The organism is Saccharothrix sp. ALI-22-I (genome assembly GCF_001984175.1).
Lineage (GTDB): Bacteria > Actinomycetota > Actinomycetes > Mycobacteriales > Pseudonocardiaceae > Actinosynnema.
The window spans coordinates 242,202-269,055 of record NZ_MTQP01000060.1 but is presented as its reverse complement, the minus strand read 5'-3'; the positions used below and the strand labels follow the sequence as shown (position 1 = coordinate 269,055).

The 26,854-nt window shown below is 68.0% G+C and carries 30 protein-coding genes and 2 pseudogenes; 26 read left to right on the top strand and 6 right to left on the bottom strand.

The window, feature by feature from the left end:
• The first annotated feature begins 507 nt into the window (after nucleotides 1-507).
• The 5 genes from ltrA to ALI22I_RS20660 all read left to right on the top strand — a co-directional run bounded on the left by ltrA (nucleotide 508) and on the right by ALI22I_RS20660 (nucleotide 5,206).
• Nucleotides 508-1,761 (top strand): group II intron reverse transcriptase/maturase, encoded by a 1,254-nt coding sequence (gene ltrA, locus ALI22I_RS20680; RefSeq protein WP_077007176.1) that lies wholly within the window; start codon nucleotides 508-510, stop codon nucleotides 1,759-1,761.
• A 116-nt stretch (nucleotides 1,762-1,877) separates the two neighbouring features.
• Nucleotides 1,878-2,918 carry a S66 peptidase family protein gene (locus ALI22I_RS20675; RefSeq protein ID WP_338013504.1) on the top strand — a complete coding sequence of 347 codons (1,041 nt, stop codon included), beginning with the start codon at nucleotides 1,878-1,880 and terminating at the stop codon, nucleotides 2,916-2,918.
• 111 nt (nucleotides 2,919-3,029) lie between these two features.
• The gene (locus ALI22I_RS54730; protein WP_202971025.1) at nucleotides 3,030-3,596 is read left to right on the top strand and encodes a methyltransferase domain-containing protein; all 567 of its coding nucleotides are present in this window, start codon (nucleotides 3,030-3,032) and stop codon (nucleotides 3,594-3,596) included.
• 243 nt (nucleotides 3,597-3,839) lie between these two features.
• On the top strand, nucleotides 3,840-5,018 hold the full coding sequence (locus ALI22I_RS20665; RefSeq protein ID WP_202971024.1) for an IS701 family transposase: 1,179 nt from the start codon (nucleotides 3,840-3,842) through the stop codon (nucleotides 5,016-5,018).
• Nucleotides 4,991-5,206, top strand: a complete 216-nt coding sequence (locus ALI22I_RS20660) for a hypothetical protein (RefSeq protein WP_077007174.1) — start codon at nucleotides 4,991-4,993, stop codon at nucleotides 5,204-5,206. Before ALI22I_RS20665 ends, ALI22I_RS20660 begins: the two co-directional genes overlap by 28 nt.
• A 362-nt stretch (nucleotides 5,207-5,568) precedes the next feature.
• On the opposite strand, the gene ALI22I_RS49425 is transcribed toward ALI22I_RS20660, so the two are convergent.
• Nucleotides 5,569-6,156, bottom strand: a complete 588-nt coding sequence (locus ALI22I_RS49425) for a hypothetical protein (protein ID WP_143532344.1) — start codon at nucleotides 6,154-6,156, stop codon at nucleotides 5,569-5,571.
• Between the two features lie 390 nt (nucleotides 6,157-6,546).
• Here ALI22I_RS49425 and ALI22I_RS20655 point away from each other — a divergent pair, with 390 nt between their 5' ends.
• Complete coding sequence (locus tag ALI22I_RS20655) at nucleotides 6,547-6,999, top strand: hypothetical protein (RefSeq protein WP_143532343.1); 453 nt, start codon at nucleotides 6,547-6,549, stop codon at nucleotides 6,997-6,999.
• A gap of 171 nt (nucleotides 7,000-7,170) precedes the next feature.
• Here ALI22I_RS20655 and ALI22I_RS54725 read toward each other — a convergent pair whose 3' ends face one another.
• Complete coding sequence (locus ALI22I_RS54725) at nucleotides 7,171-7,296, bottom strand: hypothetical protein (protein ID WP_274522986.1); 126 nt, start codon at nucleotides 7,294-7,296, stop codon at nucleotides 7,171-7,173.
• Nucleotides 7,297-7,299: 3 nt separating this feature from the next.
• Between ALI22I_RS54725 and ALI22I_RS53805 the strand changes: the two are divergent.
• The 3 genes and pseudogenes from ALI22I_RS53805 to ALI22I_RS20645 form a co-directional block, all read left to right on the top strand.
• Nucleotides 7,300-7,462 (top strand): annotated as a pseudogene (locus ALI22I_RS53805) (IS5/IS1182 family transposase); the annotation flags it as partial.
• Between the two features lie 39 nt (nucleotides 7,463-7,501).
• Nucleotides 7,502-7,807: an Imm32 family immunity protein gene (locus tag ALI22I_RS20650; protein ID WP_077007172.1), complete on the top strand. Its 306-nt coding sequence runs from the start codon at nucleotides 7,502-7,504 to the stop codon at nucleotides 7,805-7,807.
• Between the two features lie 73 nt (nucleotides 7,808-7,880).
• Nucleotides 7,881-8,084, top strand: coding sequence for a hypothetical protein (locus ALI22I_RS20645; protein WP_077007171.1), 204 nt, complete (start codon nucleotides 7,881-7,883; stop codon nucleotides 8,082-8,084).
• A 213-nt stretch (nucleotides 8,085-8,297) separates the two neighbouring features.
• On the opposite strand, the gene ALI22I_RS53800 is transcribed toward ALI22I_RS20645, so the two are convergent.
• Nucleotides 8,298-8,570: a hypothetical protein gene (locus ALI22I_RS53800; protein WP_238598479.1), complete on the bottom strand. Its 273-nt coding sequence runs from the start codon at nucleotides 8,568-8,570 to the stop codon at nucleotides 8,298-8,300.
• Between the two features lie 192 nt (nucleotides 8,571-8,762).
• Nucleotides 8,763-8,903, bottom strand: a complete 141-nt coding sequence (locus ALI22I_RS53795; RefSeq protein ID WP_238598478.1) for a hypothetical protein — start codon at nucleotides 8,901-8,903, stop codon at nucleotides 8,763-8,765.
• Between the two features lie 701 nt (nucleotides 8,904-9,604).
• Here ALI22I_RS53795 and ALI22I_RS20635 point away from each other — a divergent pair.
• The 10 genes from ALI22I_RS20635 (at nucleotide 9,605) to ALI22I_RS20590 (ending at nucleotide 18,163) form a co-directional block, all read left to right on the top strand.
• On the top strand, nucleotides 9,605-9,850 hold the full coding sequence (locus ALI22I_RS20635) for a hypothetical protein (RefSeq protein ID WP_077007169.1): 246 nt from the start codon (nucleotides 9,605-9,607) through the stop codon (nucleotides 9,848-9,850).
• Nucleotides 9,851-9,957: 107 nt separating this feature from the next.
• Nucleotides 9,958-11,601 (top strand): hypothetical protein, encoded by a 1,644-nt coding sequence (locus ALI22I_RS20630; protein WP_077007168.1) that lies wholly within the window; start codon nucleotides 9,958-9,960, stop codon nucleotides 11,599-11,601.
• Complete coding sequence (locus tag ALI22I_RS20625) at nucleotides 11,598-12,671, top strand: hypothetical protein (protein ID WP_143532342.1); 1,074 nt, start codon at nucleotides 11,598-11,600, stop codon at nucleotides 12,669-12,671. Before ALI22I_RS20630 ends, ALI22I_RS20625 begins: the two co-directional genes overlap by 4 nt.
• A gap of 294 nt (nucleotides 12,672-12,965) precedes the next feature.
• Nucleotides 12,966-13,361 carry a hypothetical protein gene (locus ALI22I_RS20620; RefSeq protein ID WP_077007166.1) on the top strand — a complete coding sequence of 132 codons (396 nt, stop codon included), beginning with the start codon at nucleotides 12,966-12,968 and terminating at the stop codon, nucleotides 13,359-13,361.
• Nucleotides 13,362-13,843: 482 nt separating this feature from the next.
• Nucleotides 13,844-14,650 (top strand): YgjP-like metallopeptidase domain-containing protein, encoded by an 807-nt coding sequence (locus tag ALI22I_RS20615; protein ID WP_077007165.1) that lies wholly within the window; start codon nucleotides 13,844-13,846, stop codon nucleotides 14,648-14,650.
• A complete protein-coding gene (locus ALI22I_RS20610; protein ID WP_077007164.1) occupies nucleotides 14,650-14,967 on the top strand; it encodes a hypothetical protein in 318 nt (105 codons plus the stop codon). The genes ALI22I_RS20615 and ALI22I_RS20610 overlap by 1 nt, the downstream gene beginning before the upstream one ends.
• A gap of 90 nt (nucleotides 14,968-15,057) precedes the next feature.
• Entirely contained in the window at nucleotides 15,058-15,345 is a 288-nt protein-coding gene (locus ALI22I_RS20605; protein ID WP_077007163.1) for a hypothetical protein, read from the top strand.
• A 259-nt stretch (nucleotides 15,346-15,604) separates the two neighbouring features.
• On the top strand, nucleotides 15,605-16,150 hold the full coding sequence (locus ALI22I_RS20600; RefSeq protein WP_143532341.1) for a hypothetical protein: 546 nt from the start codon (nucleotides 15,605-15,607) through the stop codon (nucleotides 16,148-16,150).
• Nucleotides 16,151-16,446: 296 nt separating this feature from the next.
• A complete protein-coding gene (locus tag ALI22I_RS20595; protein WP_179118294.1) occupies nucleotides 16,447-17,535 on the top strand; it encodes a phosphoadenosine phosphosulfate reductase domain-containing protein in 1,089 nt (362 codons plus the stop codon).
• Nucleotides 17,536-17,755: 220 nt separating this feature from the next.
• Nucleotides 17,756-18,163, top strand: a complete 408-nt coding sequence (locus tag ALI22I_RS20590; protein ID WP_077007160.1) for a hypothetical protein — start codon at nucleotides 17,756-17,758, stop codon at nucleotides 18,161-18,163.
• 65 nt (nucleotides 18,164-18,228) lie between these two features.
• Here the strand turns inward: ALI22I_RS20590 and ALI22I_RS20585 are convergent, their stop codons facing one another.
• The gene (locus tag ALI22I_RS20585; protein WP_077007159.1) at nucleotides 18,229-18,798 is read right to left on the bottom strand and encodes a hypothetical protein; all 570 of its coding nucleotides are present in this window, start codon (nucleotides 18,796-18,798) and stop codon (nucleotides 18,229-18,231) included.
• Entirely contained in the window at nucleotides 18,798-19,295 is a 498-nt protein-coding gene (locus tag ALI22I_RS20580; protein ID WP_179118293.1) for a hypothetical protein, read from the bottom strand. The genes ALI22I_RS20585 and ALI22I_RS20580 overlap by 1 nt, the downstream gene beginning before the upstream one ends.
• A 915-nt stretch (nucleotides 19,296-20,210) precedes the next feature.
• Between ALI22I_RS20580 and ALI22I_RS20575 the strand changes: the two genes are divergently transcribed.
• The 7 genes and pseudogenes from ALI22I_RS20575 (at nucleotide 20,211) to ALI22I_RS20550 (ending at nucleotide 26,824) form a co-directional block, all read left to right on the top strand.
• A complete protein-coding gene (locus ALI22I_RS20575) occupies nucleotides 20,211-20,822 on the top strand; it encodes a hypothetical protein (protein ID WP_077007157.1) in 612 nt (203 codons plus the stop codon).
• Nucleotides 20,823-21,647: 825 nt separating this feature from the next.
• Nucleotides 21,648-22,277 (top strand): hypothetical protein, encoded by a 630-nt coding sequence (locus tag ALI22I_RS49420; RefSeq protein ID WP_143532339.1) that lies wholly within the window; start codon nucleotides 21,648-21,650, stop codon nucleotides 22,275-22,277.
• 89 nt (nucleotides 22,278-22,366) lie between these two features.
• Nucleotides 22,367-22,831: a hypothetical protein gene (locus ALI22I_RS20570; RefSeq protein WP_077007156.1), complete on the top strand. Its 465-nt coding sequence runs from the start codon at nucleotides 22,367-22,369 to the stop codon at nucleotides 22,829-22,831.
• An 88-nt stretch (nucleotides 22,832-22,919) separates the two neighbouring features.
• Complete coding sequence (locus tag ALI22I_RS20565) at nucleotides 22,920-23,294, top strand: hypothetical protein (RefSeq protein ID WP_077007155.1); 375 nt, start codon at nucleotides 22,920-22,922, stop codon at nucleotides 23,292-23,294.
• Between the two features lie 144 nt (nucleotides 23,295-23,438).
• On the top strand, nucleotides 23,439-23,903 hold the full coding sequence (locus tag ALI22I_RS20560; RefSeq protein ID WP_077007154.1) for a hypothetical protein: 465 nt from the start codon (nucleotides 23,439-23,441) through the stop codon (nucleotides 23,901-23,903).
• Between the two features lie 619 nt (nucleotides 23,904-24,522).
• A pseudogene (locus ALI22I_RS55605) lies at nucleotides 24,523-25,241 on the top strand (GP88 family protein).
• A 278-nt stretch (nucleotides 25,242-25,519) separates the two neighbouring features.
• Complete coding sequence (locus ALI22I_RS20550; RefSeq protein WP_077007153.1) at nucleotides 25,520-26,824, top strand: hypothetical protein; 1,305 nt, start codon at nucleotides 25,520-25,522, stop codon at nucleotides 26,822-26,824.
• The last annotated feature ends 30 nt before the right edge of the window (nucleotides 26,825-26,854 follow it).

Sequence of the window (26,854 nt, the reverse complement as noted above, 5' to 3'; positions counted from 1 at the left end):
TCGGTGAGGGCCTGAAGGTCAGCGTCCCAGCCGGCGATGTCCTGAACAGTCACGCTCTCGACCATGACACGGGATACGCGCTGTCAGTCGACCCGGTTCAAGATCTCGGAATGTAGTACGGGGACCGGGAAGACGACCGCTGTCCGAGGCGTCGAAAGGATCATAGGTGGCATCGAAACCGGGGTTCACATTCGATCCCGGGATGAGCCTGGCGGGTGCCCGCGTATTGGCCAGGTGGTGTCCGGCGTATAGGTGGCGTGAGCCCGGTCTGCGGCTCTCGTATGGAACGTGAGAAGGCGTGTCCCGACACTGCTGCGGTGCAGCGTCGCAGCGAGAGGGAGAGTCTTTCCGAAATAAGGGCGGGCGGTGTGAGTACCGTCGCGGGACACGCCGGCGGACCGGCTCGTAGTAGTGCTGAAGCCTCTGTAACGGGGGTGGAGCGAAGGGGCCGGGTCGTTCGTGACTGGTGTTCGTTCGGCCAACCAGAAGTGCTCTGGGAGGAGCTTGATGGACCAGTTGAAAGCGTCTGGCAAGCCGTTCGACATCTCGAAGACCGAGGTGTGGAGCGCCTGGCTCAAGGTGAAGGGGAATCAGGGAGCGTCAGGGGTGGACGGACAGTCCATTGAGGAGTTCGAGAAGGATCTGCGGGGCAACCTGTATCGCATCTGGAACCGGATGTCCTCGGGGACGTACTTCCCGCCCCCGGTGCGCGCAGTCGAGATCGACAAGCCGTACGGCGCAGGCACGAGGATCTTGGGCGTGCCGACGGTCGCTGACCGGGTGGCGCAGACGGTGGTGGCCGCGCACCTGGAGACGCGGGTGGAACCGGTGTTCCACCCTGACTCCTACGGCTATCGCTCGAACCGCTCGGCGCTGGACGCGGTCGAGGTCTGCCGGAAACGCTGCTGGAAGTTCGACTGGGTGGTCGATCTGGACATCCGGAAGTTCTTCGACAGCGTCCCGTGGGACCTGGTCGTCCGTGCGGTCGAAGCGCACACCGACGCCCGTTGGGTGGTGCTGTATGTCAAGCGGTGGCTGGCCGCTTCGGTGCAGCAGCCCGACGGAACCCTGCTGGAGCGGAAACGGGGAACCCCACAAGGGTCCTCGGTTTCGCCGGTTCTGGCGAATCTGTTCATGCACTACGCGTTCGATCGGTGGCTGGCCCGGGAGTTCCCGGCGGTGCCCTTCGAGAGGTACGCCGACGATGCGGTGGTGCATTGCACCAGCCTGGCCCAGGCCCGAAAGGTCCTGGCCGCATTGCGTGAGCGGATGGCCGAGGTGGGGCTGGAGCTCCACCCGGACAAGACCCGGATCGTGTACTGCAAGGACAGCAACCGACCTGGTGAGTTCGAGCACCGGTCGTTCACGTTCCTGGGGTTCACGTTCCGGCCACGCCGGGCGCGGCGGAGGGATGGTGTGCAGTTCACCGGCTTCCTTCCGGCCGTCAGCAGCGATGCCCTGAAGAAAATGGGTGCACAGGTGCGGTCCTGGCGGCTGCACCGGCGTACCGGCAGTTCCGAGGCGGACCTCGCCGGGATGATCAACCCGGTGGTGCGGGGGTGGATGGCGTACTACGGCGCTTTCCACCGCTCGGAGCTGTATCCCGTCCTCCATCGCATCAACGCCTACCTGCTGCGATGGCTGAGGAACAAGTACCGGCGGCTTCGGCCCTGGAAGAAGGCGCTCGCGGCGATGAGCGCTGCCAGGGTGATACGGCCCCGGTATTTCGCCCGTTGGGCCTGGGCACCACCGATTGCCTGATGACCAGGACGACAAGAGCCGTATGACGGGAGACTGTCACGTACGGATCTGCGGGAGCCCGGGGGTGAGACTCCTCCGGGCCACCCGACAGTACCGGGCGGTCGATCGGTAAATGTGTGGCGTGTTGCCGAGGGTGTCGGGATACTGCCTCGGTGGCCCTTACCGCACTGCCTCAGCCGCTTCGACCTCGTGCCCTGAGGCCCGGAGACCTCGTCGTTATCGCATCGCTGTCCGGGCCGCTCCATGCCGTTTACGAGCCCGACCTCGATCAGGCGGTGGTCGTGCTCGAGCGGATGGGATTCCGCGTGCGCCGGGCACCGCTGCTCGAAGCAGGGCGGCACCGTTGGTGGAGCGCGGCCACGCCGGCGGAGATCGCCAGGGAATTCAATGCTCTTCTGCGCGATCCCGAGGTGCGCGCCATCATCGCGCACGACGGCGGCCAGACGGCGCTCGGCTACCTCGACCTGATCGACGTCGAGGCGATCACCGCCGACCCCAAGCCGATCCTCGGCTACAGCGACATCTCGCTGCTGCATCTGGTGCTCTACGCGCGCACGGGCCTGGTCGGCTTCCATGCCGACATGGCCACCCCTGGACTCGGCGGGGCGTGGCAGTCTGCGCCCGCGGCGCGCAGAGCGGAGCTTGAGAAGCTCTATTCGACGCTGCTGACCAGCACGGAGGCGATCGGTGCGCTGCCGGCCAGTCCGTCGTGGGAGTGCTGGCGTGCCGGTCGCACCGAAGGCCGACTGATCGGCGGGGTGATCAATCGCATCGTGCTGGCGCAGGCGACGCCTTTCGCGCTGCCGCTCGAATGGTTCGACGGCGCGGTGCTGTTCTGGGAGGAGATGGGCGGCCAGGCATCGTATGTGTGGAGCAATCTACAAGTGCTGCGGCACTGCGGCATCCTCGACCGGATCTCCGGCATGGTCGTGGGCGTCCCGCACGCGATCGACGGACTCGACGGGCCCGACGCGTCCCCGACCCTGCCCGAGATAGTCCTCGACGTCCTCGGCGACCGTGACATCCCGGTCCTGGGCAACGTCGAGTTCGGACACGCCGGCCCGAACCTGCCGATGCCGGTCGGGATCCGCGTCGCCCTCGATGCGCAGCAGAGGAGTTTGTCGCTGCTCGAACCAGCGGTACGCCGCTCACGGTGACCGGAGCGCCGGGCGTCGTCGGTGATCACCCGTAGGTCGGCAGCAAGCGGTAGCCGCGGGTGCGCGGAATCGACTGGCTCTGCCAGGTCGTGACGTGGCAGCCTCCAGGGCATGAGCTGGGACGAGGCATTCGCGGTCGGCTATGAGGAGTGGTCGGCGCACATGCCGGAGGACATCGCGTTCTACGTCGAACTGGCCCTCGAGGCCGATGGGCCGTTGGTTGAGCTCGCGGTCGGGAACGGTCGCGTCGCGGTACCGGTCGCGCGAGCGACCGGGCAGCGGGTGGTCGGTCTCGACGTGTCCCCCGCGATGCTTGATCAGGCCCGTGCTCGCGCCGACGACGCGGGCGTGGAACTCGACCTGCGCGAGGCCGACATGCGCGACCTGCGCCTCGACGAGCCGGCGGCGCTGGTCTACTGCCCGTTCCGCGCGCTGCTGCACCTGACGACGTGGGCCATCGCGACCCTCTACGCCGAGCTTGTCAGCGACATGCTCAAGACCAGGCCGATGGAACGTGCGATGCCGGCCGCGTTCGCCGAACTCGTGCAGGCCCACAACGCCGGACCGGTCGCCGATATCGGATGTGGTCCCGGCCACGTGACGGCACACTTGCACGCGCTCGCCTACCGGTGGTCGCCCGACAGCCAACTGCTGGTTCGCAAGCCCCAGCAGCCGTGATCGCCCCGCTGGGCCGTCGTCGGCGAGTGTCCTCTCAACCCGTGCTGGAGATCTCGGACCTGGTGGTGGAGTGGGATGTGCGGACCGGCGAGCGCATTCCGGTCCGCCGGGCGGAGGTGGTCGCCCGTCTGCGCGGCCGGGGATCGACGGGCTGCCCGGATCGTGCGACGGATGCCCGTACTACATTCCGAGATCTTGAACCGGGTCGACTGACAGCGCGTATCCCGTGTCATGGTCGAGAGCGTGACTGTTCAGGACATCGCCGGCTGGGACGCTGACCTTCAGGCCCTCACCGAGGGCTTGGGGTGGATGTTCAACCGCCCGGAGCCGAAGGTGACGTTCGGGCTGATGGTGCGGGCGTTGCTGGCCGATGTGCCGAAGAAGAACTCCTGGGGGTTGGCCGAGCACGCCGGGCTGGCCACGCCACGCCCGTTCGAGCACCTGCTCGACGGCGCGGTGTGGGATGCCGACACGCTGCGGGACCAGGTGCGTGACTACGTGGTGGCGGGCCTGGGATCGGCCGATGCCGCCGTGATCGCCGACGACACCCAGGCGATCAAGAAGGGCGACAAGAGTGTCGGGGTCGCCCCGCAGCACTGCGGGTTGACCGGCCAGACCGAGAACTGCCAGGTCATGCCGATGCTGACCTACGCCACCGAGGCCGGGCACGCGTTCATCGACCGGGAGCTTTACCTGCCGGCGTCCTGGACCTCGGATCCGGACCGCTGCCGGACCGCCGGGGTGCCCGCTGACCGGGAGTTCGCGACGAAACCCCAACTGGTGCAACAGATGCTGGCGCGTGTGCTCGCGGCGAACGTGGTGTTCGGGTGGTTCGCCGCCGATGCCGGCTACGGTCGTGACCCGGGCCTGCGCGCGTTCTGCCATGACCGCGCCGTCACCTACGTCATGGCGGTGCCGGTCGACCTGCCGCTGGTCGACGCACGGGGGCAGGCGTTGTGCTGCAAGGACATTCTGCGGGATCACGTCCACCGGTGGGAGCGACGGTCGGCCGGCGCGGGCAGTAAGGGCCACCGACTGTACGACTGGGCGATGCACGCGGTCACGGTGAAGGAACAGCCCCCGGCCGCGGGATACGGGCACACACTGCTGATCCGTCGGTCCAAGGACATGAGGAAACACAAGGGCCGGCCGGCGTCCTATGACATCGAGTACTTCCTGGTGCACGCGCCGGTGGCCACGACGCTCGCGGCGATGGTCCGAGCGGCCGGGCTGCGGTGGAAGATCGAGGAGGACAACAAGACCGGTAAGGATCAACTCGGGATGGACGCCTACCAGGTTCGCAAGTGGGTCTCATGGCACCGGCACGTCACGATGTGCATGCTGGCACAGGCTTTCCTGGCGGTCACCCGCGCCGGCCGGGGAAAAGAGGCGGCGTGCCGGGAGAGCGAGGCGGCCTGCTGAAGTCGGTTCTGCTGCCGTTGTCGACCACGGCGATCCGTGGGCTGCTCGCCGCGACCGTCCTGAGCCGCGTCGTCGATGTCGGCGCCGCGATCACCCGTGCGCTATGGCGCCAGGTCCACCTGGGCAGGGCCCTGATCAGTCATTACCGCCGACGCGGCGACCCGCTGCCACATGATCTCGGAATGTAGTACCGGCGCCCGGCTAGACGACGGCCTCCAACGACCATAGGAGCTACGGCGTCGGCGGACGACCACCCCGATTTTCACCCCGGAACGGGCCTCCCACCAGGAGAAATGTAGCTAGACGGGCGATCTAGACGGGCGATCTAGACGGGCGATCTACGCGCCGATTCCCCTTGGCGCACAGGCGCCTGCGGTACTTGTTGTCGCTTTGCAGGCGACCTGGCGGCTTCGCGTTTGAGATGCGACACCGCGTTCAAAAGTCCTCCAGCGTTCTGATCCGCGTGCCGCCAGCACATATATCGGAGTTCAGGGCTCGTGAGGATACGTGCAGCTCCGCGCCATTTCCTTCCGATTCCGACTGCCCGCCCTTAAGGAAACCTTACGGAACGAGTTGCAGTCAGACACAACTGATACAGCGCCCAATATGCATGCGCTTGCTGCTCATAAAGGAAAGTCAGCCCGATATCACCGGCTTCATGTGCCTGGATTGCTTGGGACGTCAAGGCAAGGGCGGCCACTGCGTACTGATCGCAAACATTGCCGCCCTCAGTCAACTCTTTGGGTGGCTCTTCCCGCAGAGCCGGTGGGCGTTCACGATCGGTGAGTGTCCTGAGCGTTTCCAGTTGCGCCCATAGATCAGATAGAGGGAAATGCGCCTCAGTCGCCTCAATGGCCATTGGAGAGCCGCTGCCGGGGAAATTGAAAGGGGTCAAGCACAGCAAGAATAGTCTGTGAAAATTGTCGGCCATCGCTATATGGAAATCACCCGACTTCCAGTCGCCTGAAGCGTAGGCCACCTGGGCTTGTATGTAGTATTGGTCCGCAAGGGTTGAATAGAGAGTGCAGTCCTCAGTGACTGTTGCACGCTGCGGCAACGGTGCGTCCGCAGGTCGCAGGCCCAGCGCGGTCTCGCGCGCTTCGTGGACAACGCCCTGGCGTGCATTTGGGGGTGTCATGTGTCCTCCTGGTGGCGCCGATCAGCCCATCGGGTGCAAGCAGTGAAATACTTGAGTACTTGTTTCCGATCTCCTGATCCGGCCGGCTTGACGGCCCAGCCTGGCGGCGTGTCGGCTGACCCCGAACTGTTGAGCGAGGCGTGGATGGCGATTCCACGAAAAGCATCTGACATGTCCGGTCCAGGAAAAATTGCCCAGTCGCGCGGAGTCAAAGCCATGGCTTCGGGTATATCGCGCCGCATCAGGGGTGGCACAGCTTCGACAGGAAGTGGGGTGTTGCCTGCCGATTCAATGGCCATGAACAATGCAGGAGGCGCAGTATCCGGAAGCGAAAATTTGGACGAGAGGACTGCCGGGTTCCACGGCCATTAGGCAGGCGAGCTCACAGTCATGGGAGGACTGCAGCGGAGTGTTTCCTCCCGGAAAAGCATCTCCCTTCGAATTGAATCCTGGCAGCGCGGCCCGGAGTTCAGCGCTTGTCTTGATTTGCTCAGCGAATCGCAGGATCCGGTGCAACTGTGGGAGCCGGACGTCACCGAGGTTCTCGAACAGTTCGCCAGGGTTGCCGCCGACCGTTACTTCGACCGTGTGTGTCTCGCCATTCACCTCGATGGTGATGTGGACGACGTCGCCATCGGCACGAGTCGAATATACGGCCGTCGTACCATTCTCATCACGTATCGCGACCTTTCCGCCATCGACCGTGTGAGACGATCGAAGCTGCTCAATTGCGTCGCCATCTTGCAGGGCTTCGACGGTGACGGTGTCCTTCAAGCGCTCGAAGTGGAAAGTTTCCCCGTTGAGAGAAACCTCCACAACGATTGGTTTTACGTCAAATCTTAGGGTGCTTGTCATGATTTCCTCGCCTATTGTTGTTCCGGGGGTTCCATAGAGCGTTCAGCGATCAGGATTGAGTATCCGCCTACCAGCGGAGCGAAGCCGGGGCTCCGCAGTGATGGCCAGACGCTTTCAGCGTGACACGCGCCGCCTGCCACCGCAGCTTGACCCTATCGCTCATACCGGCACCCACCCGATCGAGTGACGCGCCAGGTCGACCAGCGCGTTGGCGACGTCCTCGAACAGCCGGTATCCGACGCCGTGCCGGGTGGTTGTGAGCCCGACCGCCAGGTCGGCGGGCATCGGGGCGCCAACCGGGCCCACGCCCGGTGCGCGGCCCCGGCGAACGCGCCACCGCCCAACTCAAGACTTGGCGCATCCTGCGCAAGCTCGACTGCTGCCCGACGCACCGGACGCCTGGCCAAGGGCCATTCACGTGCTACTGAACCTGGACCTCACCGCCGGATGAAAGCTCAATCCGTCGTCGCCGGTAGGGCAGAGTGGTGACGTGGACGAAAACGACGTTGCGACGGTCCAGGTCACCCTGGACGTGCCGAGATACGCTGCAGAGCGTGGGCTTGCGCGCCTCTGGCCGGATACCTACTTCCTGGCCGTGCGGGTCAGCGACGGGCACGTGACCATAGAGGGTGATCCGGCCGGTCTGCGCGGCTTGGCCGTCCAGTTGTTGTCGCTGGCGCAGGACGAGACGCCGCCCGGCTACGCACACGACTTGGATGGCGAGCTGCCTGCCGAACTGGAGCCGAACTCGACTCCATTGGTCGTACTCCGCACGCGCGGCGCGGCTCGTGCATGACGATTCGACACAGCTGTCGTCGGACACCGGAGGGTGAAAACCGCTCATTTGACCGGAAGAACCGGTTCACCCGATGAAAGATAACCTTTGCAAGTCGCTGAAGAACGCACTGATCGCATTCGCTGTGATCTTCGGCTTCAATATGATCACCACCGTGCCGACGTCGCCTGAACAGGTCATTCCGTCGATCGTGGTCTCCGCGGCCGCGGCTGTCGTGATTCTCGTGGTAGGTGCGCTCTACTGGCACAGGAAGGACAGAAAGAACGGAGAGGAATGACGGGGTATTGCCTCGGGTGGCTTCGACTGGCCGACCCGAGGCTCGCGCGTCCTGCCGCAGCGACCTGGTCGATGCGCCGGCGCCGGACCGGGGCCGGTGCGAGTACATCGGGCGTTCCATACGCCTGTCCGCAGAAGTGCGGGAAACGGTCGTATCGGGTGCCTGTACTCCGGGAGCTCGGAACTCGTGCGCCGTGGTTGCGCAGGTAGGTATTCAGTTCCAAGAGGACTGCGCCTGCGCTTCGGTCCGGTGTGGACCTACGGACGGCAGGTCGCGGGGGTGCATCGCGTGCGACTCGTGCCGCCGGGCGCCCACGTCACGCTGTCGCTCAGGGACACCATCTGGATCCACCCCCGCAACGCCGGCCGGGATCTGGGAGACCTGGGCGGGCTCGTCGACGAGATCAACGACGGCGGGATGCGCCGCCCCCTGCTGCTGCACCGCGTCCGCGGCCGAGGCGGCGCGGTCGAACTCGTAGACGGACACCGCCACCTCGCCGCCGCCGCACTGGCCGGATGGACCCGCCTGCCGTGCGTGGTGCTGGGGAAGCTGAGCGAGGACTGGCTGCGGCGCTCCGCGCACGGCTCGGCACCCGCCGGCGTCCGATGCCTGCTCGCAGAGCAGAACCCGCAGGTGCCGGCGGGGTATCCCGTGACCGGCCGCCGCTGGCGCACTCGCTCACCTGTCGCCCAGGTGCCACGCGACCTTCTCCGGCTGGGCTGCCAGGTCGGCCATCACCGTCGTGTACTCGAGAGCGCCGCCGTTCCTGGCCAGCTGGTCGTGCCCATGCCTCAACTCGTGGTAGATCGCACGCAACATCTCCAGTTGCGGCACATCCGTGGTAGACGGCAAAAGTTCCGGGTCGAGGCCGTCAGATCGTCCGCTACGCCTCACAGCCCGGAATGGCGCTCGACGCCCACACCCCGAAGCCGCCGCCCCGATCAAGCCGCACGAGCACGGCGCACCGAGCGGGGATGCGGCGCTGCTACGTGTTGTGCGTGAGCACGACAGCGCCCCCGAGGGGCAGGTCAACTCGAGGACGGGTGCCGCGTCCGGGAACGCGGCGGACGCGTCGACGTACTGCTCCGGAAGCGCGACTACCAGTTCGCGGGCCGCGGCTCACCGCCGTGCCCGACCGGCTTGCGTCCTCGGGACCGACTTGGACGCCGATGGCCGCCAGAACCGCTTGGACCCGCCCGAACTCACCGTTGATTGCTGGCTGTCACAATCACCTGGACCAACAAATGTAACTGAGCGTATCGAAGAGCCGTGACGTCGGTAGTTGTTTCCGCAGGTCGTTGACTTGATCGGATGAATGAGGCAAAGTCCAGTCACGTTCAGTACAGGGAGTACTGGACCGAGTCAGACACGCTGAGTGTCCGGTTTGGCGGCTGTCCCGGGAACCGCGCCAGCAGCTCGCGGGGAACGCCAGGCGGCATCGGGGGATGCCGGCTCGACATGCGGGTGACGGCGGCGGAAACACCTTCGCGGCACCCGTCGACCGCGTTGGGGGACGTGGCATGAGGTTGCTCGACGAGCGACGACTGAACGACATCCTGCCCGAGAACGCACCGCGCCTGCCGGTGATGGAACCGGCGCGCGACACCGAGGTCACGCGGCTGATGCGCCGCATCCTGCTCGTGGTCGCGGCCCTGGTGCTCGCCTTCGCGCTGGCCATGTCCCTGTGGAGCGGGTCGACACCCGAATCCCCCGACCGCGGTCCGTCGATCACGACCGGCTCCTCCATCGGGCCACTCGCCAACTGAGTCCCGCCTCTGCACCGCGAGCCGCGATCGAACCGCCGCCGCGCCGGCTCGCGCTGTCCGAACAACGGCGGCTCGCGTCATGTCAGGTTCCGACCGGGGGTTAGGAAATGATCACACCACTCAGGGCTGCGCTCATCACCGGCGCCGCGTTGCTCGCGCTGTCCTCCTGCACCGGTGGCGGCGCGTTCTCGCCGGGCCCCACCGCGTCCTCGACCGCCGCCGCGGACGCGGTGGACCCGGCGGTGCCCGAGGAGCACCGCGCCACCGCTGCGGCCTACGCCCAGTTCCGCAGCGTCGATGCGTGCGGCCTGCTCTACGACGGCCCGGCGGTGGCGACGGTCTTCGGTGACAAAGACGCCGGAGACGAGCTGCTGCCGGACAAGGACGGGCTGGGCAACTGCACGTTGCGCATCGACACCGGCGACTTCGCCTCCTCCTACAACCTCTACCTGGAGCCGGGTGCGGAGTTCGACCAGGCGCGCCGCAACGAGGCCAAGCAGGAGACGTTGGACGGTGTGGCGGTGTTCGTCGAGCAGCCCGCCGAGGACGGCGACCGCAACTGCACCGTCGCCGCCGACGTCGACCAACAGCTCGGAATGTCCGACGAGGCACGAGGTCTGTTCGCGGTCGAGCTGCGCGTGCAGTCCGGAGCTTCCCGCGACACCGCGCCGTCCAAGCCGGCCTGCGACGTGGCGCGGCAGTGGGTGACCGCGACCGCGGCGCAGTGGAAGCAGCTGCCCCGCCGCGACGGCGACCGCAGCACGCCCAGGTTGGAGCTGGCGGGGCAGGATCCGTGCAAGGCCGTCGCCGCCGTCGTGGAGACCGCGCCCGGCGCCCAGCTGCGCCCCACCGCGCCGTCCACCTGTGAAGTGCGGCTGCCCGCCGGCGTGACCAAGGAGAAGACCCGCGCCCAGGCCGTGAAGGTGGTCTTCGGCGTGGACCAGGACCCGACGGTCGCACCGGGCCAGCGCACCACGACGGCCACGATCTCCGGGAAGAAGGCGGCCGTCACCGAGCGCGGCATCGACTGCACGGTCCAGCTCCCGTGGCAGCCGGGTGTCACGATCGTCGCCGACAACGCCTCGCAGGACGCGCCCGGTCTGGTGCAGCTGGTCACCATCCACACCCCGGCCTGCGACACCGCGCAGGCCACCGCGGAGACGATCCTGGCCAAGGTCGCCGCGCCGAGCACCGACAAGCCCGAGCAGCGTAAGGACGCCCCGGTCCGGCTGGGCGATCTGGACACCCCGCCCGACGCGGCGAGCGTGAGCGCACCGTTCGACCCCTGCGACATCAACACCGCGCAGGACACCGACACCCAGTGGGCGGCGTTCCCCGCCGAGGTCCGCCACCCCGGGGACACCGCGCCGCGTCTGCTCACCCCCGGCCCGCAGGACAAGTTCGCCGTGGCCTGCCGCTACACCAACAACGAACAGGCCCAGGCCACCACCGACGGCCAGACCGGCACGGGCCAGCTCGGCAAGGTCTTCCTCACCACCGTGTTCTGGGCCCAGCCCGGCGCCGTCTCGCTGGACACGGTCAACCGCACCAACGCGCGCGACGCGGACTTCGCCGGCAAGAAGGGCCTGATCCGCTCCTACAAGGACCGCAGCGACGTGCCGTCCTGCGCGACGATCTTCACGCTCGCCAACGGCATCGCCGGCGTCACCGTCACCCAGAACCGGTTCGCCGCCGACCCGTGCGCGATCGCCACGCAGGTGTCCACGGCGATCGCCTCGGGCACGCCGTGACCGGCCGCGACGACCCGGTAGTGCACGCGGTGTCCGGTGAGGTCGCGGTGGTCTCGGTGACCGTCCTCGACCCGGACCCCGTGGCCGTTCCCGAGACCGAACCCGAGGTCACCCGCCCGCTGCAACCGTTGCGGGGCCGACGGTTGTGGCTGGCCGATCTGATGTGGACGGCGCGCCGGTTCGCGCGGCGCGACGGGCTCGCGCTGCGGATCGCTGCCGTGGTGCTGGTGCTGCTCACGGGGTTCGTGCTCGGTCGGGAGACCGAGCCGCCGGCCCCGACGCGGGGCGAGGCCGCCGCGGCGAGCCCGTCGAGTCCGACGAGCACGCCGCCGGCGACGCGGGCCCGAACGCCGTCCCCGGTCGCGCAGTCGCCCGCGGGGGTGCAGCCGGTCGTGCCCGACACTCAGCAGCAGGCCGCGCTGCCCCCGGCGATCGTGGGCCTGGAGGTGCCCGGGGCGCTGGTCGACCCGGCGCCGACCGCCGATCCGGGCACCACGGTGCTGCACCCGGTCCGGGAGGCGGTGGTGTACCGCGAGCCGGGCGGGCCGGCGTTCGCGCGGCTGCCCGCGACCCAGGTGTTCGCCCCGACGTGGGTGCCGGTGGTCGAACGCCGGCCGGGCTGGGCGCTGGTACTGCTGCCCGCACGCCCCCACGCCGACGGTGCGGCGGCGGCGGGCTGGGTGCACCTGGACCAGGGCGTCGAACTGGCCGAGGTCGACCGTCGTGTCGTGATCGACCGGGCGGCCGGCAGCGTCGCCGTGCTGGCCGACGTCGGCCGCGTGAGGCTGTCCTCGACCACCACGCCGCCGCCCGCGGGTGGCGCGGTCCGCACGTTCGTCGCGATCGGCGCCGCACGCGAGGACACCTCGTGGCTGCTGACCCTGCTGTGGCCGCTGGTCGTGCCCGCCGGCCGGTTGTGCAGCAGTCCCGTGGGCGGCATCGGTGTCCCGGGCCTGCCCGACACCTCCCCGCTGGGCCCGCGGACCTCCGGGGGCTGCGTCGACGTCCCGGAGCCGTTGCGCGACGCGCTGCGCACCGTCCCGGCCGGCGCCCCGGTACTGCTGCGCTGACCACCCACACCGGCACACAACCTCCACATCCGCACACCTCGAAGGTCCGCGCTCGCCGGCGCGGACCTTCGGCGTGTGCGGCGACAGAAACAGGCTCGGCAACGATCCGCCTCCCGCCGCCCCGGCGAATAGGCACCCGACGCCATACCGGATTCCACGATAACGTCCGCCCTGCGGGATGAAATCCCCCGCGAATCCCGGTTCCGCCGCACGACTTCGCACAGCGCGGCCGAACACGACTCCTTTCCGATTGCGCGCGTCGAAGCGCGCCGTGAAACAAAGGCGGCACCAGGAATGGTCGACACCTTCGACGGCGACGACGCCGGCATCCATCCCGCCGGATACGACCACGAGGCGGCACGGCAATTCGGCCGGTTCATGGAGGACGGGCACCAAGCACGTCGGCGCTTGATCCTGGGCATGGCGATCGACCACGAGGCGGCGATCACGCCCACGGGACAGGCCGACAACAGCCACTGGCTGATCATCGACACCGGGATCACGGATGTGGGGGCCGTGGCGTTCCTGGTCGCATCCCAGGACGTGTGGCGGTACGGGGAGCTCGCCGAGCCGGTGGACAGCCTGGAGCACCCGCGGGCCGCCCTCGACTACCCGATCACCGACATCGCGACCAGGGAAGCGCGGGTACGCCGGTACCTCGACCACATCCGCACGCACGGCGACGGCTGACCGACCGGGTCGTCCTCGACGGCGGCCCGCCCGAACCGAACGGCAGACCGCTCGTGCGCGCCCCGGCTACCACCGACCGCGCACCAGCAGGGCCAGCGTGCCGTCGCCGACGCCGTCGACGTCCCTCCCCGGACGACCGGCTCACGGCCGCCGCGCCCTCCTGCCCCGCGCCCGTGCCCCGAACGAGGCGCCCGACTCGACGACCTCACACCACCGCGGCGGGCACGAGCAGCCCCGGTCCCTTGCGGAATCCCGCCACGCGCGACCGCGGAAGCCACGCCGAACCGCCGGAAATACCCGACAACGCGATTCAAGGGTTTGGGTTACGTTCACCACGGCACACGAATTCAGGCGGAATCCGCCCCCGGATTCACCTGCCCTTCTGTTCTCGCGACATACCCGTTCCGCTTCCGCGACGGGAAACACGGCCGCGAGAAAGATCCGACCGTTCACGAAACCCCATGCACACCTGAGAGGCGGACATGCCCGCAATCGAACACGACCCACTGGCCCCCGTGGCCTATTACTACGCCCTGATCGACCTTCTGGGTCTTCCCGACTGGATCGTCTACGCGGTGGTGCGCGACCGGAATCGGCGACGGATCGGGTTCCACGTGGAGTTCGACGGCCGCCTGGTCGTCACGATCCCCTACGACACCCCGGCCCTCGACGTCGCGAAGTTCGTGCGCGGCCACCGCGACAAGATCGCAGCGGCGGTCGGCGGTCGGCTGCGCGCAGCCCGGACCCCCGCCGTGAAGACGCTCGTCGACGGCGAGCGCTTCTTCCTCCTCGGCTCGATGTACGAACTGCACCTGGTCGACGGGCGCGGCCCGGCGATCGAGTCGACCGAGCCCCCGTCGGGCCGGCTCTACCTGCGGCGTGACCGCGCGGACGCCGCCACCCTGATCCGCTGGTACATCGCCCAGAGCAGGGCGGCGCTGCCGGCCCTGCGCCGGGGCCTGCCCTACGACCTCCCGGAGGGGACCGCCGTTCTGGTGGGCACGGTTCCGGGGAGCACTGGCCGCTTCCGTCACCGCACCGGCGTGCTGGTGCTGGACTGGTCGGTGTTCCAGCACTCCCCCTTCTCCATCGAGCAGATCATCACCTCGCACCTGGCGGACCGCGTCGCGGGCCGCGACCACGCGGCCCGCGACACGCTGATGGACCGGTGGCTGCCCCGCTGGCGAGGGCACGCCCGCGACCTGAAGTACGCCACGGGCGTGGCATGGCGCGGCGAGATCGCCACGGCTCCCGCAGACAACGTCACAGTCGAAGACGTTCGCCGCTGATGGGCGTGGTCCGGGTCGCGGCGCATCAGGCCGAGCCGGACATGCAGAAGGCGTCCACTGCCTGCACGCAGGCAGTGGACGACAACGGCGGGGACGACACCGGCACCTTGCCCGCAAGACACGCTCCAGGTGATCGACACCCGCCGGGCGAATCGGAGTTCATGCGGCTGCTCGCCCGCCGCATCAAGACCACTCCCCTCCACACCGGCGAACGCTGGAACGACCACTTCGACAGCATCGCCGCGGCATTGCCGGTCGCAGACCAGGACGGCGGACCCCGCACCGGCTGGTCCTTCTTCTGCTGGTCCTTCGAGTAGCCCACGTGCTCCGGGGTCGGGTCGGCGACCGACCCGACCCGTCCGCTCCACCCCCAACACCTTGCGCAGCACCATCCGAGGAGACCGTCCATGCCCGAGAACCTGACCGACCTCGTGCGCGCCGAGTTCGCGACCACGAAAGCCGACGTGGAACCTCCCGCGACCCGGATCCACGACGGCGTCCTGGTCTGCCCCGCCTGCGGCGCCCGTAACCAACTGCACGAAGTCGACATCGCGATCCGCTTCAACCCGATGGAGGCCACAGGTCCCGACTCGATGCTGGTGAGCCTGCAGGACATCAACTTCGAGCACCTGGGGTTCATCTGCCTCGCCTGCCGCACCCCGGTCTCGACTCACGTCGAGGTCGACTACATCTGACCAGGGCCGCCCGGAACCCACGACGCACCTGCCGTCCACGGCCACCAGGCCGCCCCGAACGCAGGTCGACAAGACATGACGTGCACAGAACAACACAGGCGAGCACCACTCCGGGGCCGGGCACGGAAGTCCGGAACACGCCTCTACCGGCAGGCCGAGCTAAGCAGCCGCACGGAATCCGCCGAATACATATGTTCTTCTCACCCGGTCGCGGCACCTCTTGTCGTCCGGACATCCGATTCGCCATTGGAGGTATCGAATGGACTTGCCCGAAAACCCGCCGCTCCAGCTCTGTGAATGCGTGGCGGGGGGCCTCTGCGACAAGCGGGGAATCCATGTACAGCACGCCGTGAGCGTTCTTTACGCAAGGGACGACGACCGCCGGGAAACGGGCATCATCGCCAGTCCGGCGATGCTGGACCAGTGGTTGGCCGACGGCGAAATCGTGTACGCCGAGTGCACCGCGACGTGCAACGACCATGTGTTGAAGTGTCCCGCCATCGGCCCGTATTTGAGGTCCGTGCTGTGGGACGAGGACGGCCGCGGGCGCAAACACATCCGCGACCACGTGCGCCTCATCCTCGACGTCGTTGACGGGGATCTTGTTCCGTTCATCGGCGGACTGCGTCACCTGAAGTCGGTCTACGGCACCGACATCGAACGCAACCGCTGGGACATCAACCCCTGCTGCACCGAGAACGCGCCGCCCACCTTCCTCGCCTTGCACGAGGCGTGGGACACCGATGCGATCAAGCTGGCCGACATCCACTACTGGCTGCGCGTCCTGGAGCGCTTCCGGTCATGACGACCTCGCGGACCGTCGACGGCCGCCCGCCAGGAGTCCCTGGTTCGGCGCCGTTGACCACCGCCACGAGCCACTGGAGCACCGTCGCTGTGGCGGCATCGCGACTGGCTCGCACGCTGACTTCGCCTTGTTGGCGTGGTGCACGCCGCAGGGAATGCGGTCCTGCGTCGCGACGAGGGACGATCCGCCCACGGCTCTTTGACAACAGCGCGCCCTGGCGAATTCCGATAGTTTCCGCATGCACGGAAAGTCCATCTTCTTTCCCGCTTCTGAAAAGCATGTCAGAGGAGATAGTCGTGACCTCGCCTATGCGACTCGTTCACGCGACGGAAATTCTGGAGCGGCTTCCCGCCGCAGTGTCAAGACTGGCAAGAATCGACGCCAAGCGTTGCACGCTTCCGTTGTTCCACGACAACGACTCGGAAGTCTTTCACGAGACCGTCGTTCCGGACCTGGCGAGTTACAAGTGGATTGTCATTAATCTGAGCGGCGGCAAGGATTCCGAGGCGATGTTGTTCTACGTGGTGTCGCTGGCCGATGCCCTCGGCGTTCCCAGGTCCCGCATCGTAGCGGTCTATGCAGACTTGGGCCGGGTCGTCTGGGGACAGACACGTGAGTATGCGGAGGCACAGGCCGGAATGCTCGGCGTGCGATTCGAGGTGGTGCGCCGCGAGAAGGGGGATCTACTGGAATACGTGCTGGACAAGAATGCCCGCCGGCGCGCCGAGGGCAAGACCGGCGGCAAGGCTGTGTCCTGGCCGTCTGGTGGAGCGCGCTGGTGCACCTCCGATTTGAAGATTTCCCCGGTCACCACGCTGATCACGCGCCTGGTCAACGAGGCCGACCCGGCACCAGATCACCGCCTGTGCATCCTCAACTGTGTCGGCATCCGGGCCGAGGAGTCCGCGAAGCGCAAAATGAAAACGGTCTTCGCTCCCGATCCGGCGAACTGGAGGGTGACGCCGCTGACGGCCAAACCCGCGCGACCGGCGACCAGGACCGGGCCCGCCGACCCGGGAAGGGAGGAACGCAAGGGGATCCCTCATGGTCGCCGGGAGGTGGATCGCTGGCTGCCGGTGTTCCACTGGACGGCCAGCGAGGTCTGGGACGAGATCCGCCACTCCCGCCTGCCCTGGCACTGGGCCTACCAGTACGTCGACCGGGTCAGCTGTCCGATGTGCTTCGGCGCGGGCTTCGACAACTGGGCGCTGGCGGCCTACCTGGTGCCCGAGCTGGCCGCCGACTACCTCGACGCGGAGATCCGCACCGGTACCACGTTCACCACGGCGGCGTCGATGGCCCAGGTGATCGCCGCCGCAAAGCACCTGCCGCCACCGCTTTCGACCCTGCCGTGGGATCGGACGACCCCGGTGCGACGGTCGTAGGTGTCGCTCGCGGATCCCCGCCATGAGGCACGCGCGTGCCCAGGCCAGCGCAGCGGTGGCGGTGGACCTCGGCGAGACCACACCGCTCCATACCGCCTGCCGCAAATTTTCAGCCGCCAGCACGAAGATGCGAATCGCGATACTTTCCAAATGTCGAACGACGGACTGACACCCCGAATTCGACCGAACCCGACAGCGACTGTTTCAGGATAAGGTCACCATGAGCGGAACCGATTTCGACACCAAGAACACGCCCATGGGCGAGCCCGCCTACCGCAAGGATGAGACCCGGGGCACGCTGGTGGGCTGGTTCGTCGGCGAGCCCGACGCCGACGGCTACCGGCCGATGGCGCACCTGTCCGTCTACTACTTCAAGCGTTCGGGCTACACCGCGACGCTGCGCGCCGCGCGCCTGCTCAAGGCCGACCACGGCGTGGACGTGGACCTGGGGTTCATGGCGACCGCACCCAAGGTGGTCGTCCTCAGCACCCCGGCCACCAGGTACAGCGCCACGACGTTGAGCGCCGAACTCGACCGGGCGATCGGCATCGTGAGGGAGCGCTTCACACAGGGCGCGGCCGACGTGGTGCCGTTCTTCGACCCGACCGCCGCCCCCCACGTCGACTGATCACGGAAGCATGCCTGGGGGCCGGTACCGCGATCGCGGTACCGGCCCCCAGGTCGTCGACAGGGTCAGGGACTGGTGACGGCACCGCGTCGCAGCGGCGGCAGCAGGCCCAGTTCCCGGGCCCGCCTGATGTAGCGGGCAACTTGACTGCGCGAGCGGTTCATCCGGGAGGCGACCACGATGCCGGGCCGAGGACTTCCCGCTGCGACGGCGGCCGAGTAGATCTCGGCCGCCGTCGCAGCATCCAGATCGGGCAGGTCCTCGCGCCGCAGACCGGGACGCAGTCGCGGGTCGACAGTGGGTTCGACCAATGCGGCAAGCACCCCGGGCCCGACGTCGACAGCGGCCTCCGCCATCGCGGCCCGGAGCACCTGGTCGACCAAAACCTGCCGCAGCACGGTGGTGGTGACCGGCCCGGACCGAGCGGACCGCACCGACAGCTCGTACACCCGCGGGCCTGTTTCGACATCGACGTGGATGCCGACGCTCACGGCCACCGCGGGGTCGGTCACCTGGACGTGCGCCCGGAAGTCGGCCGGGACCGCGGAGTTTCTGCCGGTGGGCACCAGAGAGCAGCCGGTCGCACTCTCGATGAACACACCGGTGATGGTGAAGTTCTTGGGCAGGCGGGGCATCAGGCGAACCGCAGCTCCGTGCGCGGGTCGGTCGCGCGGTGTTGCATCAGCTTCTCGTGCACCGTCTCCCGCACGACCGCAATCGGCCTGCCGACCAGGGTGAGCAGTGCCCTGACCTGCATGAGGGGCGGGTTGTCACGCTCGGTGTACTGGTCCGGCCGCGTGATCTTGAGCGTGTGTCGGCGGACCTGGTTGCGCTTGAGGATGGCGCCGAGCGGCAGGTCCGTCTCGTCCAGCTGCCTGCGGACCTCGGGCGGCAGGCGGTGTTGCGCGATGGTCGCGGACACGCGCGCGAACACCACATCCTCGCCCCAGGCCGTGATCTGCAACCGGCCGTCGCGCAGCCGTGCCTGCGTGCCCAGCCGCATCCCCAGGTCGTCCGCGTCGGCCAGATCGGACAGCTCCAGTGCGCGGATCTCCTGGTGCAGCGGCACGTACTGCACCGGGGTTCCGGCCCACCTGCCGACCACCTCGGTGAACGAGTCGCTGTCCCGCACCCAGTCACTCAACGTATCCAGTGCGTGATCGAACTCGGGCTGCACAGCTGTGCGGGATCGTGTGATGAGCATGCTTCTTCAGTCCCCCCGGACATCGACAACGCGATTCCCCCGAACCGCGCGCGACCGATCATGCATGTTGACCAGCCAGCACTGCCACTGTGCGTCATCTCGGCGGCATAGTCGAGTCCTCGACGACGTGTCCTGCCCACAACACCATGATCAACCCCGGACAACGCCGAGATGATCACCTACAGTGACCGTCAAGGTCGTTGCGGTCGCAAGTCGCGTGCCGGCACCCGACCACAAGCCGCGCGCACATGCCTTCCGGCGTCGCCGGGACTGCCCGGTGGCGCTCCGGGCCCGCCGAGGCGTCGTCGAGTCCGACCGCCGGCACCGGGGTCGTCGTCCGAGGTTCCAGTCCTGGTTTCCCTTCGATCGAGACGAGCTGGTCCAGGGCGCAGTCGGGAATGGGCGTCCGGTCGTCGCCGACGACCGGACGCAGATCGGTCCATTCGACCGGAGCTCCACCGGCGGGGCTGGCCGCGGCCGGTCCCGCTCATGTGGATGTCGGCACCTCGCCGATCATGTCGGGTTCCGTCCGGCCGGAATCGACCTCGGGGACGCACCCTGCGCACATCACCAGGACCTTGGTCCGTGTCTCCTGTCCGGGCACGCTCAACCGCACCAGGGTGCCTTCCGTGTCGCGGCTGCCAGGGCGAGTGAACTCCACCAGGCGCCCAACCTGTTCCGCGACACGGGTCTTCGTCGACTCCGCCGGCCACAGCCCAGACCGTCGGGCAGCCGTGAGACCGCACGTCATCACCGGATCGGGTGGTCCTGTCGGACCCGACCGGTACGGTGATCGCCTCGGCACGTCGACCGCACCGATCAGGTGGAGAGGAGTACCCCGCGGTGAAAACCATCGTCCCGACTTCGGTGATCACGGCCCGCCAGGCGGCGGTGGACCTGCACCGGCAGCTGCTGGCGGGCAGCAGCATGCAGGCCACCCCGCGGCCGCTGCCGCAGGGCGACCTGCTGCCCGAACCGGGCGAGGTGGCGCTCGGGGTGTTCGGTCCCGGCGAGATCGACCGGTTCGCCCGCTGGAACTCCGCGACCGTGGTCTACCCGCAGCGCGCCGGCGTGGCCTTCGGCGACCCGAGCTTCGTCGCGGGGTGGACCCTCGGCACCCTGGTCTTCAACGCCCTGGACCGTAAGCGCGCGCTTCACCAGGCCGCGCCCCAGTCGCGGCACGCGCGGCTGGGGACGACGGTGCTGACCAGTCGCCGCTTGTGGTGCCAGGTCGTGCGCGACGACGGCCGGATCGCTCTGCGGCGGTTCAACTACGACACCATCATCGGCTTGGAGTCGGGCGAGGACGACCTCGTCCTGCGCTTCCAGCAGTCCGAGCCGCTGCTGCTGGCCGGCCCCTGGGCCCTGTGGTGCGCGGTGGTCATCGCCCACTTCAGCCCGGCCGTGGACGCCACCCGCATTCCCCGGGCGCCACACATCACGCTGGCGAGCTGACCGGGAGAAGGTTCGGCGTGGGGTGGCGATAGTGAGCCGAGTGCCGACCCCCTGGGTTGCCCCTTGTGTCGACTTCTCCCGCGGGCGCCGACCACAAGGATCGGCAGCTCTGCACGAGAGCTTGACTGCCCGGCCTACCACCCCACGCCTTTCGAACCCGACAAACTCAAGCGAGCGCTTCACAGCCGTATACGCAGTCCGACAGAAACCACGCACCGGTGCGTACACCGGAACCGGCGGAAGCTGCTTCAAGCTTGCCGAGGATCCGGAGTCTAGCGACAGGGCAGTTCGGGCCTCCAGGGCGGCCCTGTCGGACCACACCGGTCGCCGCGACCGAGGTCGATGACCCCTGGCCGGCTAGCCCGGCGGGGGATCAGGCCGCCACCGCCCTGATCCCGGTACCGGACACACGGGACCCGAGACGGACCGGCGCTTCCGTCGACGGCCGACACGACCACCCCGCCCGCGCACGTCACGGCTTTCGCCAAATGTGTCTCGCGCACTATGTAAACCTGGGCCCGGCGAACGACGCGCCGATCGTGCCCCCAGCGCATTACCCGCATTGCATGTCGACGCATCACTCATTCCTCGGCCACGCCGAGCGGTACCGAAGTTCCGGGCCGGAAGCGTCGACTCATCGCCCTACCTCGCCGCAGCCCGCGACCGCGCAGGCGTGGTGACGTGCAAGTTAGCGTCGAACGTTAAGCGTCAGAAGTTTTTCTCCTGACCCCGTAGGGTTCCTGGAAAACAGCGGCATCTCGCCATCGGTCGAATCGGTCGAATTACGCGAAGAATGCCGACCTCCGGCCCGACGGAATACAACACATGAAACCCATCAGCTTTTATGGACGTGCCCGCAGCGGCCTGTTGCTGCTGCGCCTGGCCGAAACCCAGGGCGACGGCGTGGTCGCGCCGATGGTCGCGGCCACGGACGGCGCGCTGACCGCCTGTTCCGGATGGTGCGCATGCCGCCGGGCTCTACGTCGGCCCGAGTGCTCAGGCTCGCCGTGGCCGATGACATCGAGCGGCGCCACCCGCCGTTCCGCGCGGCCCTCGCGGCCGGGTGACGACAGGATGCAGGACTGGGGTGTCGAGGATCTTGTCGAGGCGCTCCCGACTGCACTGGCCCCGAGGCGACCGGCCCCGCGCCGTGGCGATGCCAGGAATGCGGATTCGTCAACGCGGCCGAGCTCGACGCGTGCCGTCAGTGCGCCGTGCCCGGCCGTATCCGGCGGAACGCCGCACCGGTCCGGCTTGCGGACGTCGACCTCCGACGACCGGTCGCCGGGCACCGTGCGCCTCCATCCAGCTCTCCGCATCGACCCCGTCGCCGTTCTCGGGCTCGGCGGCCCGCGTCCGCACGTACGCCTCGCCGAACTGCGCTCGTGGTTCTACGCCAACGGACGCACCACCCCGGTCGAAGTACCGGCCGCGGCTGATCGGCCCGCCCGGTGACATCACCAACCCGGCCCGCGTCGACCGCGACTTCGGCGACGCAGTCGCGTGCCCCCATTCCCCATCAGCACAACACGGGAGGCCCCACCATGACCTTCACCATCACCCTCGGAATGCGCGTGCGCGCCGTGACGTGCACCCATCTGGACACCCGCGTCCGGCACTACTGCGAAGCGAGCCGGTGCGGCACGGTCGTCGGCGAGCCGCGCAAGTCCTTCGACACCCCGCTGCGGGCGACCGTCCTGTGGGACGACGGCACACGCCGCAAACCGGTGGTGCGCATCCTGGTGCCCGAGACGATCGCCGGCGAGGACGGTCCGCAGTGCCTCTGCGGCAACTACGCCCGCAGCCTTGGGTTCTACCCGATCAATGAGCGCGGCGAGGACGTCGAGCCCGATCTGGGTGTGTGGAAGTCACTGCTGCGGTGCAACGGAGACCTTCCTGACGGAACCGAGTGCGGGCTGGTCATCGACCAGGACGAGTTCGACCCCGCAGCGCGCACGTTCCCCGTCGTCGGCCGCATCCTGAGTGGTCGGGCAGCGCTCACCCGATAGTCCACACCACCTCGTGACCCGCGTTCCTCTCGGGTCCCCGTCGACGCCTGCCATCGGACTGCCCCTGCCCGCAGAAGAGAGGTCGACCATGCCGCCCAGGCGCACAGGCCGGTCCGCCGACGAACCGTCCATCCCCAAGGCCAACGCCAGGAAGGTCTGGAAGTTCGCCTTCGGCGACCGCCCTCATCGCGGCAGCCGGGCCAACGAGTTCATCGAGTGCGCCACCTGTCGTCAGCCCTTGCTGGCCTACCTTCAGCCCGAACTCGGCACTTCCCGCGACCAGCGCACGCTGGCCGTCCCCGTCAACGACCGGGGGGAACCCGTGCACCCGACACCAGCGTGCGACCCGCGCCCTGTACCGGAATGGACATGGGACAAGGACAGGATCGCCACCTGGTTCGCCACCCACACAACCGAGCACGACGGGCGGTCGGACGGCGACACGGCCGATCCACCGGCCTGACCCGCCCGCGACGTCCGGTGTGGAGCACGACGCTCCACACCGGACACGACCGGCGGGCTCCGCCGCCTCCTCGCCCGACTGCCCAACCCCTTCGACCTGGACGCACGCCGCCACACCGACCCGCATTCCACAAAGGAGCCCCTTATGGCCACCCCCGCCCTCGACGTCGTCGGGCACTCCATCCTCACCGCCGCCCACATCGGCGCCGAGGTGGAGGCCCGCGCGCACCTGACCACCGCGGCCCGCCACCTGCGCACCGTCTGGCCCGACGCCGCGGAGATCGTCGTCGACGCCGGAGCCTGGATCGACCAGCAGCACGGCGGCGGGATCACCCTGCTGCTGGTCCGCGCCACCACCGGCATCGTGCTCTGGTCCGCCCAGGGCAACGCCGGCGAGACCGGCGCGGCAACACCGCCCGAGCCCACGGCCTGGCCCGAACACCGCCAGGCCCTCGAGCGCGGACTGCTCGCCGCGGCCGACCACGCCTCCCCCGAGCAGCAAAGCGGGTGGCAGTCGACCGACCTCGGCTCCCATCCCGGCCACACCGCCCTCTACCGAATCCTCCTGCCCGAGGCCGAAAGCCCACCCATGGAGCCGTCGCCGCGGTGAACGGCCCGCCACTGCGAAGCCAACCGGCGCGACGGAAGCGAACGGCGCACAACACCACAACGGCGACGCTTCCCATCGGCCCGCACGCGACACAGGGATCGACGGCCTGGGCCGGGCACGGGTGTCGGTTCCTCATCGACGGCACGCGCCCGAACGTCCCGGACCGGCTCGTCGCGGACGGACTCTGCGATGACCTCGACACCGAGGTCGACCGGTTCCGAGCGACGCGACCGCGCGGAACCGGGCTGACGCGGTGTCCTCGCCGGTGTCGGCGACCGCGTCGAGTTCGCCCAGGACAACAACACTCGAAATAACGTTCACACCGACGCCCGTCCGCCGGATTGCCCTCCGACGGACGGGCGACACTGTTTCCGCCCCCCGGTCGACGCATTATCGACGGACTGTGGCTACCGTCAACCGTGAATGCGGATAGTCGGTAGGTTGGTTTTGTCGAGACCGCAGGGTGACGCCTGCCGATCGACACGAACCCGACAACCCGAACGACGCGACGGCCCACGGCCTTCGATGTCGCATCCGAAGGGCCTGATCCACCGTGAAAGGCAACGGACGCCGACCGGCAAACGGTAAACAAAGGAACACCGGGACGAAGCCGCGTCTGCTGACCCAGAACACCCGCCTCAAAAAACAGGGCGTGTGGAACTGGACGCTTCCGGCATTCGCGGGCCGCCTACCCGACGGCCGCCCCTATAACACCTGTCCGATGGCGGGCGAGTGCAAAAAAATCTGCTACGCCCTGCGAGGCACCTACAACATCCCGAACGTGCGGGCGGCCCATCAGCGGAGCCTGACATTCGTGATGGACGACCTGGCCGGTTGGGAAACGGCGATGCAGGCCGACGTCCGATTGCCGATCCTCGCCGACGGTTGGGTGAGGATCCACGACGCAGAGGACTTTTTCAGCGACGAATATCTGGAGGCATGGCTGCGGATCATCCGCGCCGCCGCCGACGTGACCTTCTACTGCACTACACCAAGGAGGTCTCGCGCTTCCGACGCTTGGTCGAGCCCGACCCACCCGCAAACCTGTTGTGGGTGTTCTCTCTGGGAGGCAAGGAAGACCACCTCATCGACTTCGACCGGGACCGGGTCGCCGACGTTTTCCCGGCCGAAGACCGGATCGTCGGTGCCGGGTGGCACTCCCAGTTCCTGGACGACCGCCTGGCCGTGCTGGGACCCGCGCCGGTCGGCATGGCGGCCAACAGCACCGCCGACCGCAACAAGCTCGGCGGTCGGCGCTTGAGCGAGCTCCAGCGCCAGGCCGACGAGCAACTGGCGCGGTTTCGCCGCGACCGTGCGGACAGGCGTCGACACGGCTGACCGTCCGTCGGGAAGCGCGGGCCGCCGCCCCACCACGGGCGCGGCGCCCCGCCCCGCACCTAACGAACAACCTCCCATCTGCAGAAACGATAGATTGATCTTGTGGGACACCGGGGGTGACGCCCCGGTGTCCCACACGGACCCGACAACCGATTCCCCAGGAGCATGACCGTGTCTTCGACCATGAGGACCCAGCACACCCGGCGGTGGTACGGACCGTGCCGCTGCGTCGACAGCGGCCACTTCGACCGCGACCACCACGCCGAGGCGATCGACACGTGACCACGACCCTGCGTGCCGTCAGGCGCCGCGTCGCCGCGGCGATCGGCTTCCAGAGACCGAAGGTCGTATTGTCGCTGGGAATGGGGATAGACTCCATCGCGCTGCTCGTGCGCTGGATTCTCAACCCGGACACCCGCAATTTCGACCTTCGTGACCTTGTGGTTGTGACCGCCATGACCGGCGAAGAGCACGACTATACGCGCCGGTACATGGAGAAGCATGTCCTGCCGCTTATGCGGCGCAATCGGATTCGATATGTGCAGATCGCCCGCGCGGGCCAGTTGGCCCGCCACGGATACGTGGTCCTCGACGACAGCAGATCACCGCGGCGGATGCACATGCGCGGCCCGTGGCGACTGTCGTACGAACTGCGCAAAGCCGGAACCCTGCCGAGCGTCAGGAAAAAAATGCGGTGGTGTTCGGACAGGGCAAAAGGTCAGGTCATCGACTGGTGGGTGGCCGACCACATCGACCCCGGCTACACGCACGTTGTCGGGTTCGCCGCCGAGGAGCAGTTCCGGGCCGACCGCGACAGGGAAGCGCGACGCGAGAAGGAGAAGAAGAACGAGAAGAGGAGGAGGGGAAGCCGGAAGATTGTCCCGTGCACCCCCGCATATCCCCTCATCAACTGGGGGTTCAGCCGAGAGAAAAGCGCCGCCTACCTCAAATTCGTGTTCAAGGAAGCGCCCAGGAGGAGTTGCTGCACAATGTGCCCGTTCACCGGCGCCATCGCAGGTAGCAGGCCCGAACTGATCGCCCGGTGGCGTGAATTCCCCGAGGCCGGGGCCGATGCCATCGAATTGGAGTACGTCAGCCTGGCCCTCAATCCCAAGATCGGGGCCTTCGGGGTGGACGACACGGCTTTCGACCTGGCGGCGGAAAACGACCTGGAGGCGCTGCGGATCGCACAGGCCCGGATCGCCGCCTGCGAGACCTGGAGTCTGATGGAGATCCGCCGCGGGTTCGACGCCAAGGGCCACGACCCCCGTCTCAAGGGACAGGCGTGGCGCAGCGTCCGCACCAGGGCTACCGGCACCCGTGCGCAGATGAGGCTGACGCTGCTCAAGCGCGGCAAGGGCGCGGTGGAGACCGACCGGTTCGGCATCGACCGGGTGTGGCGCAAGCGGCGCGCGGCCGAGGGCGAGGGCGAGGGCGAGCCGATCCTCTACCCGGCCGTCGAAGTCCTCTACGTCATCGTGCCGCAAGGCGTGGCGAACAAGCAGCGCCCCTCGTTCGAAGCGAAATGGGTGCAGATGAACACCGCACGCCTGAATCTCACAACCACCACTGCCTCCCAGTGACAGTCGGCGGTTCCCAGCGCTATCTGGCGC

What these genes read in the sequence shown, in the direction of transcription:
- ALI22I_RS20620 (WP_077007166.1), top strand. Translation starts at nt 12,966, where the DNA reads ATGGTCGACACCTTCGACGGCGACGACGCCGGCATCCATCCCGCCGGA.
- ALI22I_RS20635 (WP_077007169.1), top strand. Translation starts at nt 9,605, where the DNA reads ATGAGGTTGCTCGACGAGCGACGACTGAACGACATCCTGCCCGAGAAC.
- ALI22I_RS20590 (WP_077007160.1), top strand. Translation starts at nt 17,756, where the DNA reads ATGAGCGGAACCGATTTCGACACCAAGAACACGCCCATGGGCGAGCCC.
- ALI22I_RS54730 (WP_202971025.1), top strand. Translation starts at nt 3,030, where the DNA reads ATGAGCTGGGACGAGGCATTCGCGGTCGGCTATGAGGAGTGGTCGGCG.
- ALI22I_RS20645 (WP_077007171.1), top strand. Translation starts at nt 7,881, where the DNA reads ATGAAAGATAACCTTTGCAAGTCGCTGAAGAACGCACTGATCGCATTC.
- ALI22I_RS49425 (WP_143532344.1), bottom strand. Translation starts at nt 6,156, where the DNA reads ATGACACCCCCAAATGCACGCCAGGGCGTTGTCCACGAAGCGCGCGAG.
- ALI22I_RS20610 (WP_077007164.1), top strand. Translation starts at nt 14,650, where the DNA reads ATGGGCGTGGTCCGGGTCGCGGCGCATCAGGCCGAGCCGGACATGCAG.
- ALI22I_RS49420 (WP_143532339.1), top strand. Translation starts at nt 21,648, where the DNA reads ATGAAACCCATCAGCTTTTATGGACGTGCCCGCAGCGGCCTGTTGCTG.
- ALI22I_RS20600 (WP_143532341.1), top strand. Translation starts at nt 15,605, where the DNA reads ATGGACTTGCCCGAAAACCCGCCGCTCCAGCTCTGTGAATGCGTGGCG.
- ALI22I_RS20570 (WP_077007156.1), top strand. Translation starts at nt 22,367, where the DNA reads ATGACCTTCACCATCACCCTCGGAATGCGCGTGCGCGCCGTGACGTGC.
- ALI22I_RS20630 (WP_077007168.1), top strand. Translation starts at nt 9,958, where the DNA reads ATGATCACACCACTCAGGGCTGCGCTCATCACCGGCGCCGCGTTGCTC.
- ALI22I_RS20565 (WP_077007155.1), top strand. Translation starts at nt 22,920, where the DNA reads ATGCCGCCCAGGCGCACAGGCCGGTCCGCCGACGAACCGTCCATCCCC.
- ALI22I_RS20655 (WP_143532343.1), top strand. Translation starts at nt 6,547, where the DNA reads ATGGGAGGACTGCAGCGGAGTGTTTCCTCCCGGAAAAGCATCTCCCTT.
- ALI22I_RS20605 (WP_077007163.1), top strand. Translation starts at nt 15,058, where the DNA reads ATGCCCGAGAACCTGACCGACCTCGTGCGCGCCGAGTTCGCGACCACG.
- ALI22I_RS54725 (WP_274522986.1), bottom strand. Translation starts at nt 7,296, where the DNA reads ATGCCCGCCGACCTGGCGGTCGGGCTCACAACCACCCGGCACGGCGTC.
- ALI22I_RS53795 (WP_238598478.1), bottom strand. Translation starts at nt 8,903, where the DNA reads ATGTTGCGTGCGATCTACCACGAGTTGAGGCATGGGCACGACCAGCTG.
- ALI22I_RS20615 (WP_077007165.1), top strand. Translation starts at nt 13,844, where the DNA reads ATGCCCGCAATCGAACACGACCCACTGGCCCCCGTGGCCTATTACTAC.
- ALI22I_RS20560 (WP_077007154.1), top strand. Translation starts at nt 23,439, where the DNA reads ATGGCCACCCCCGCCCTCGACGTCGTCGGGCACTCCATCCTCACCGCC.
- ltrA (WP_077007176.1), top strand. Translation starts at nt 508, where the DNA reads ATGGACCAGTTGAAAGCGTCTGGCAAGCCGTTCGACATCTCGAAGACC.
- ALI22I_RS20585 (WP_077007159.1), bottom strand. Translation starts at nt 18,798, where the DNA reads ATGCCCCGCCTGCCCAAGAACTTCACCATCACCGGTGTGTTCATCGAG.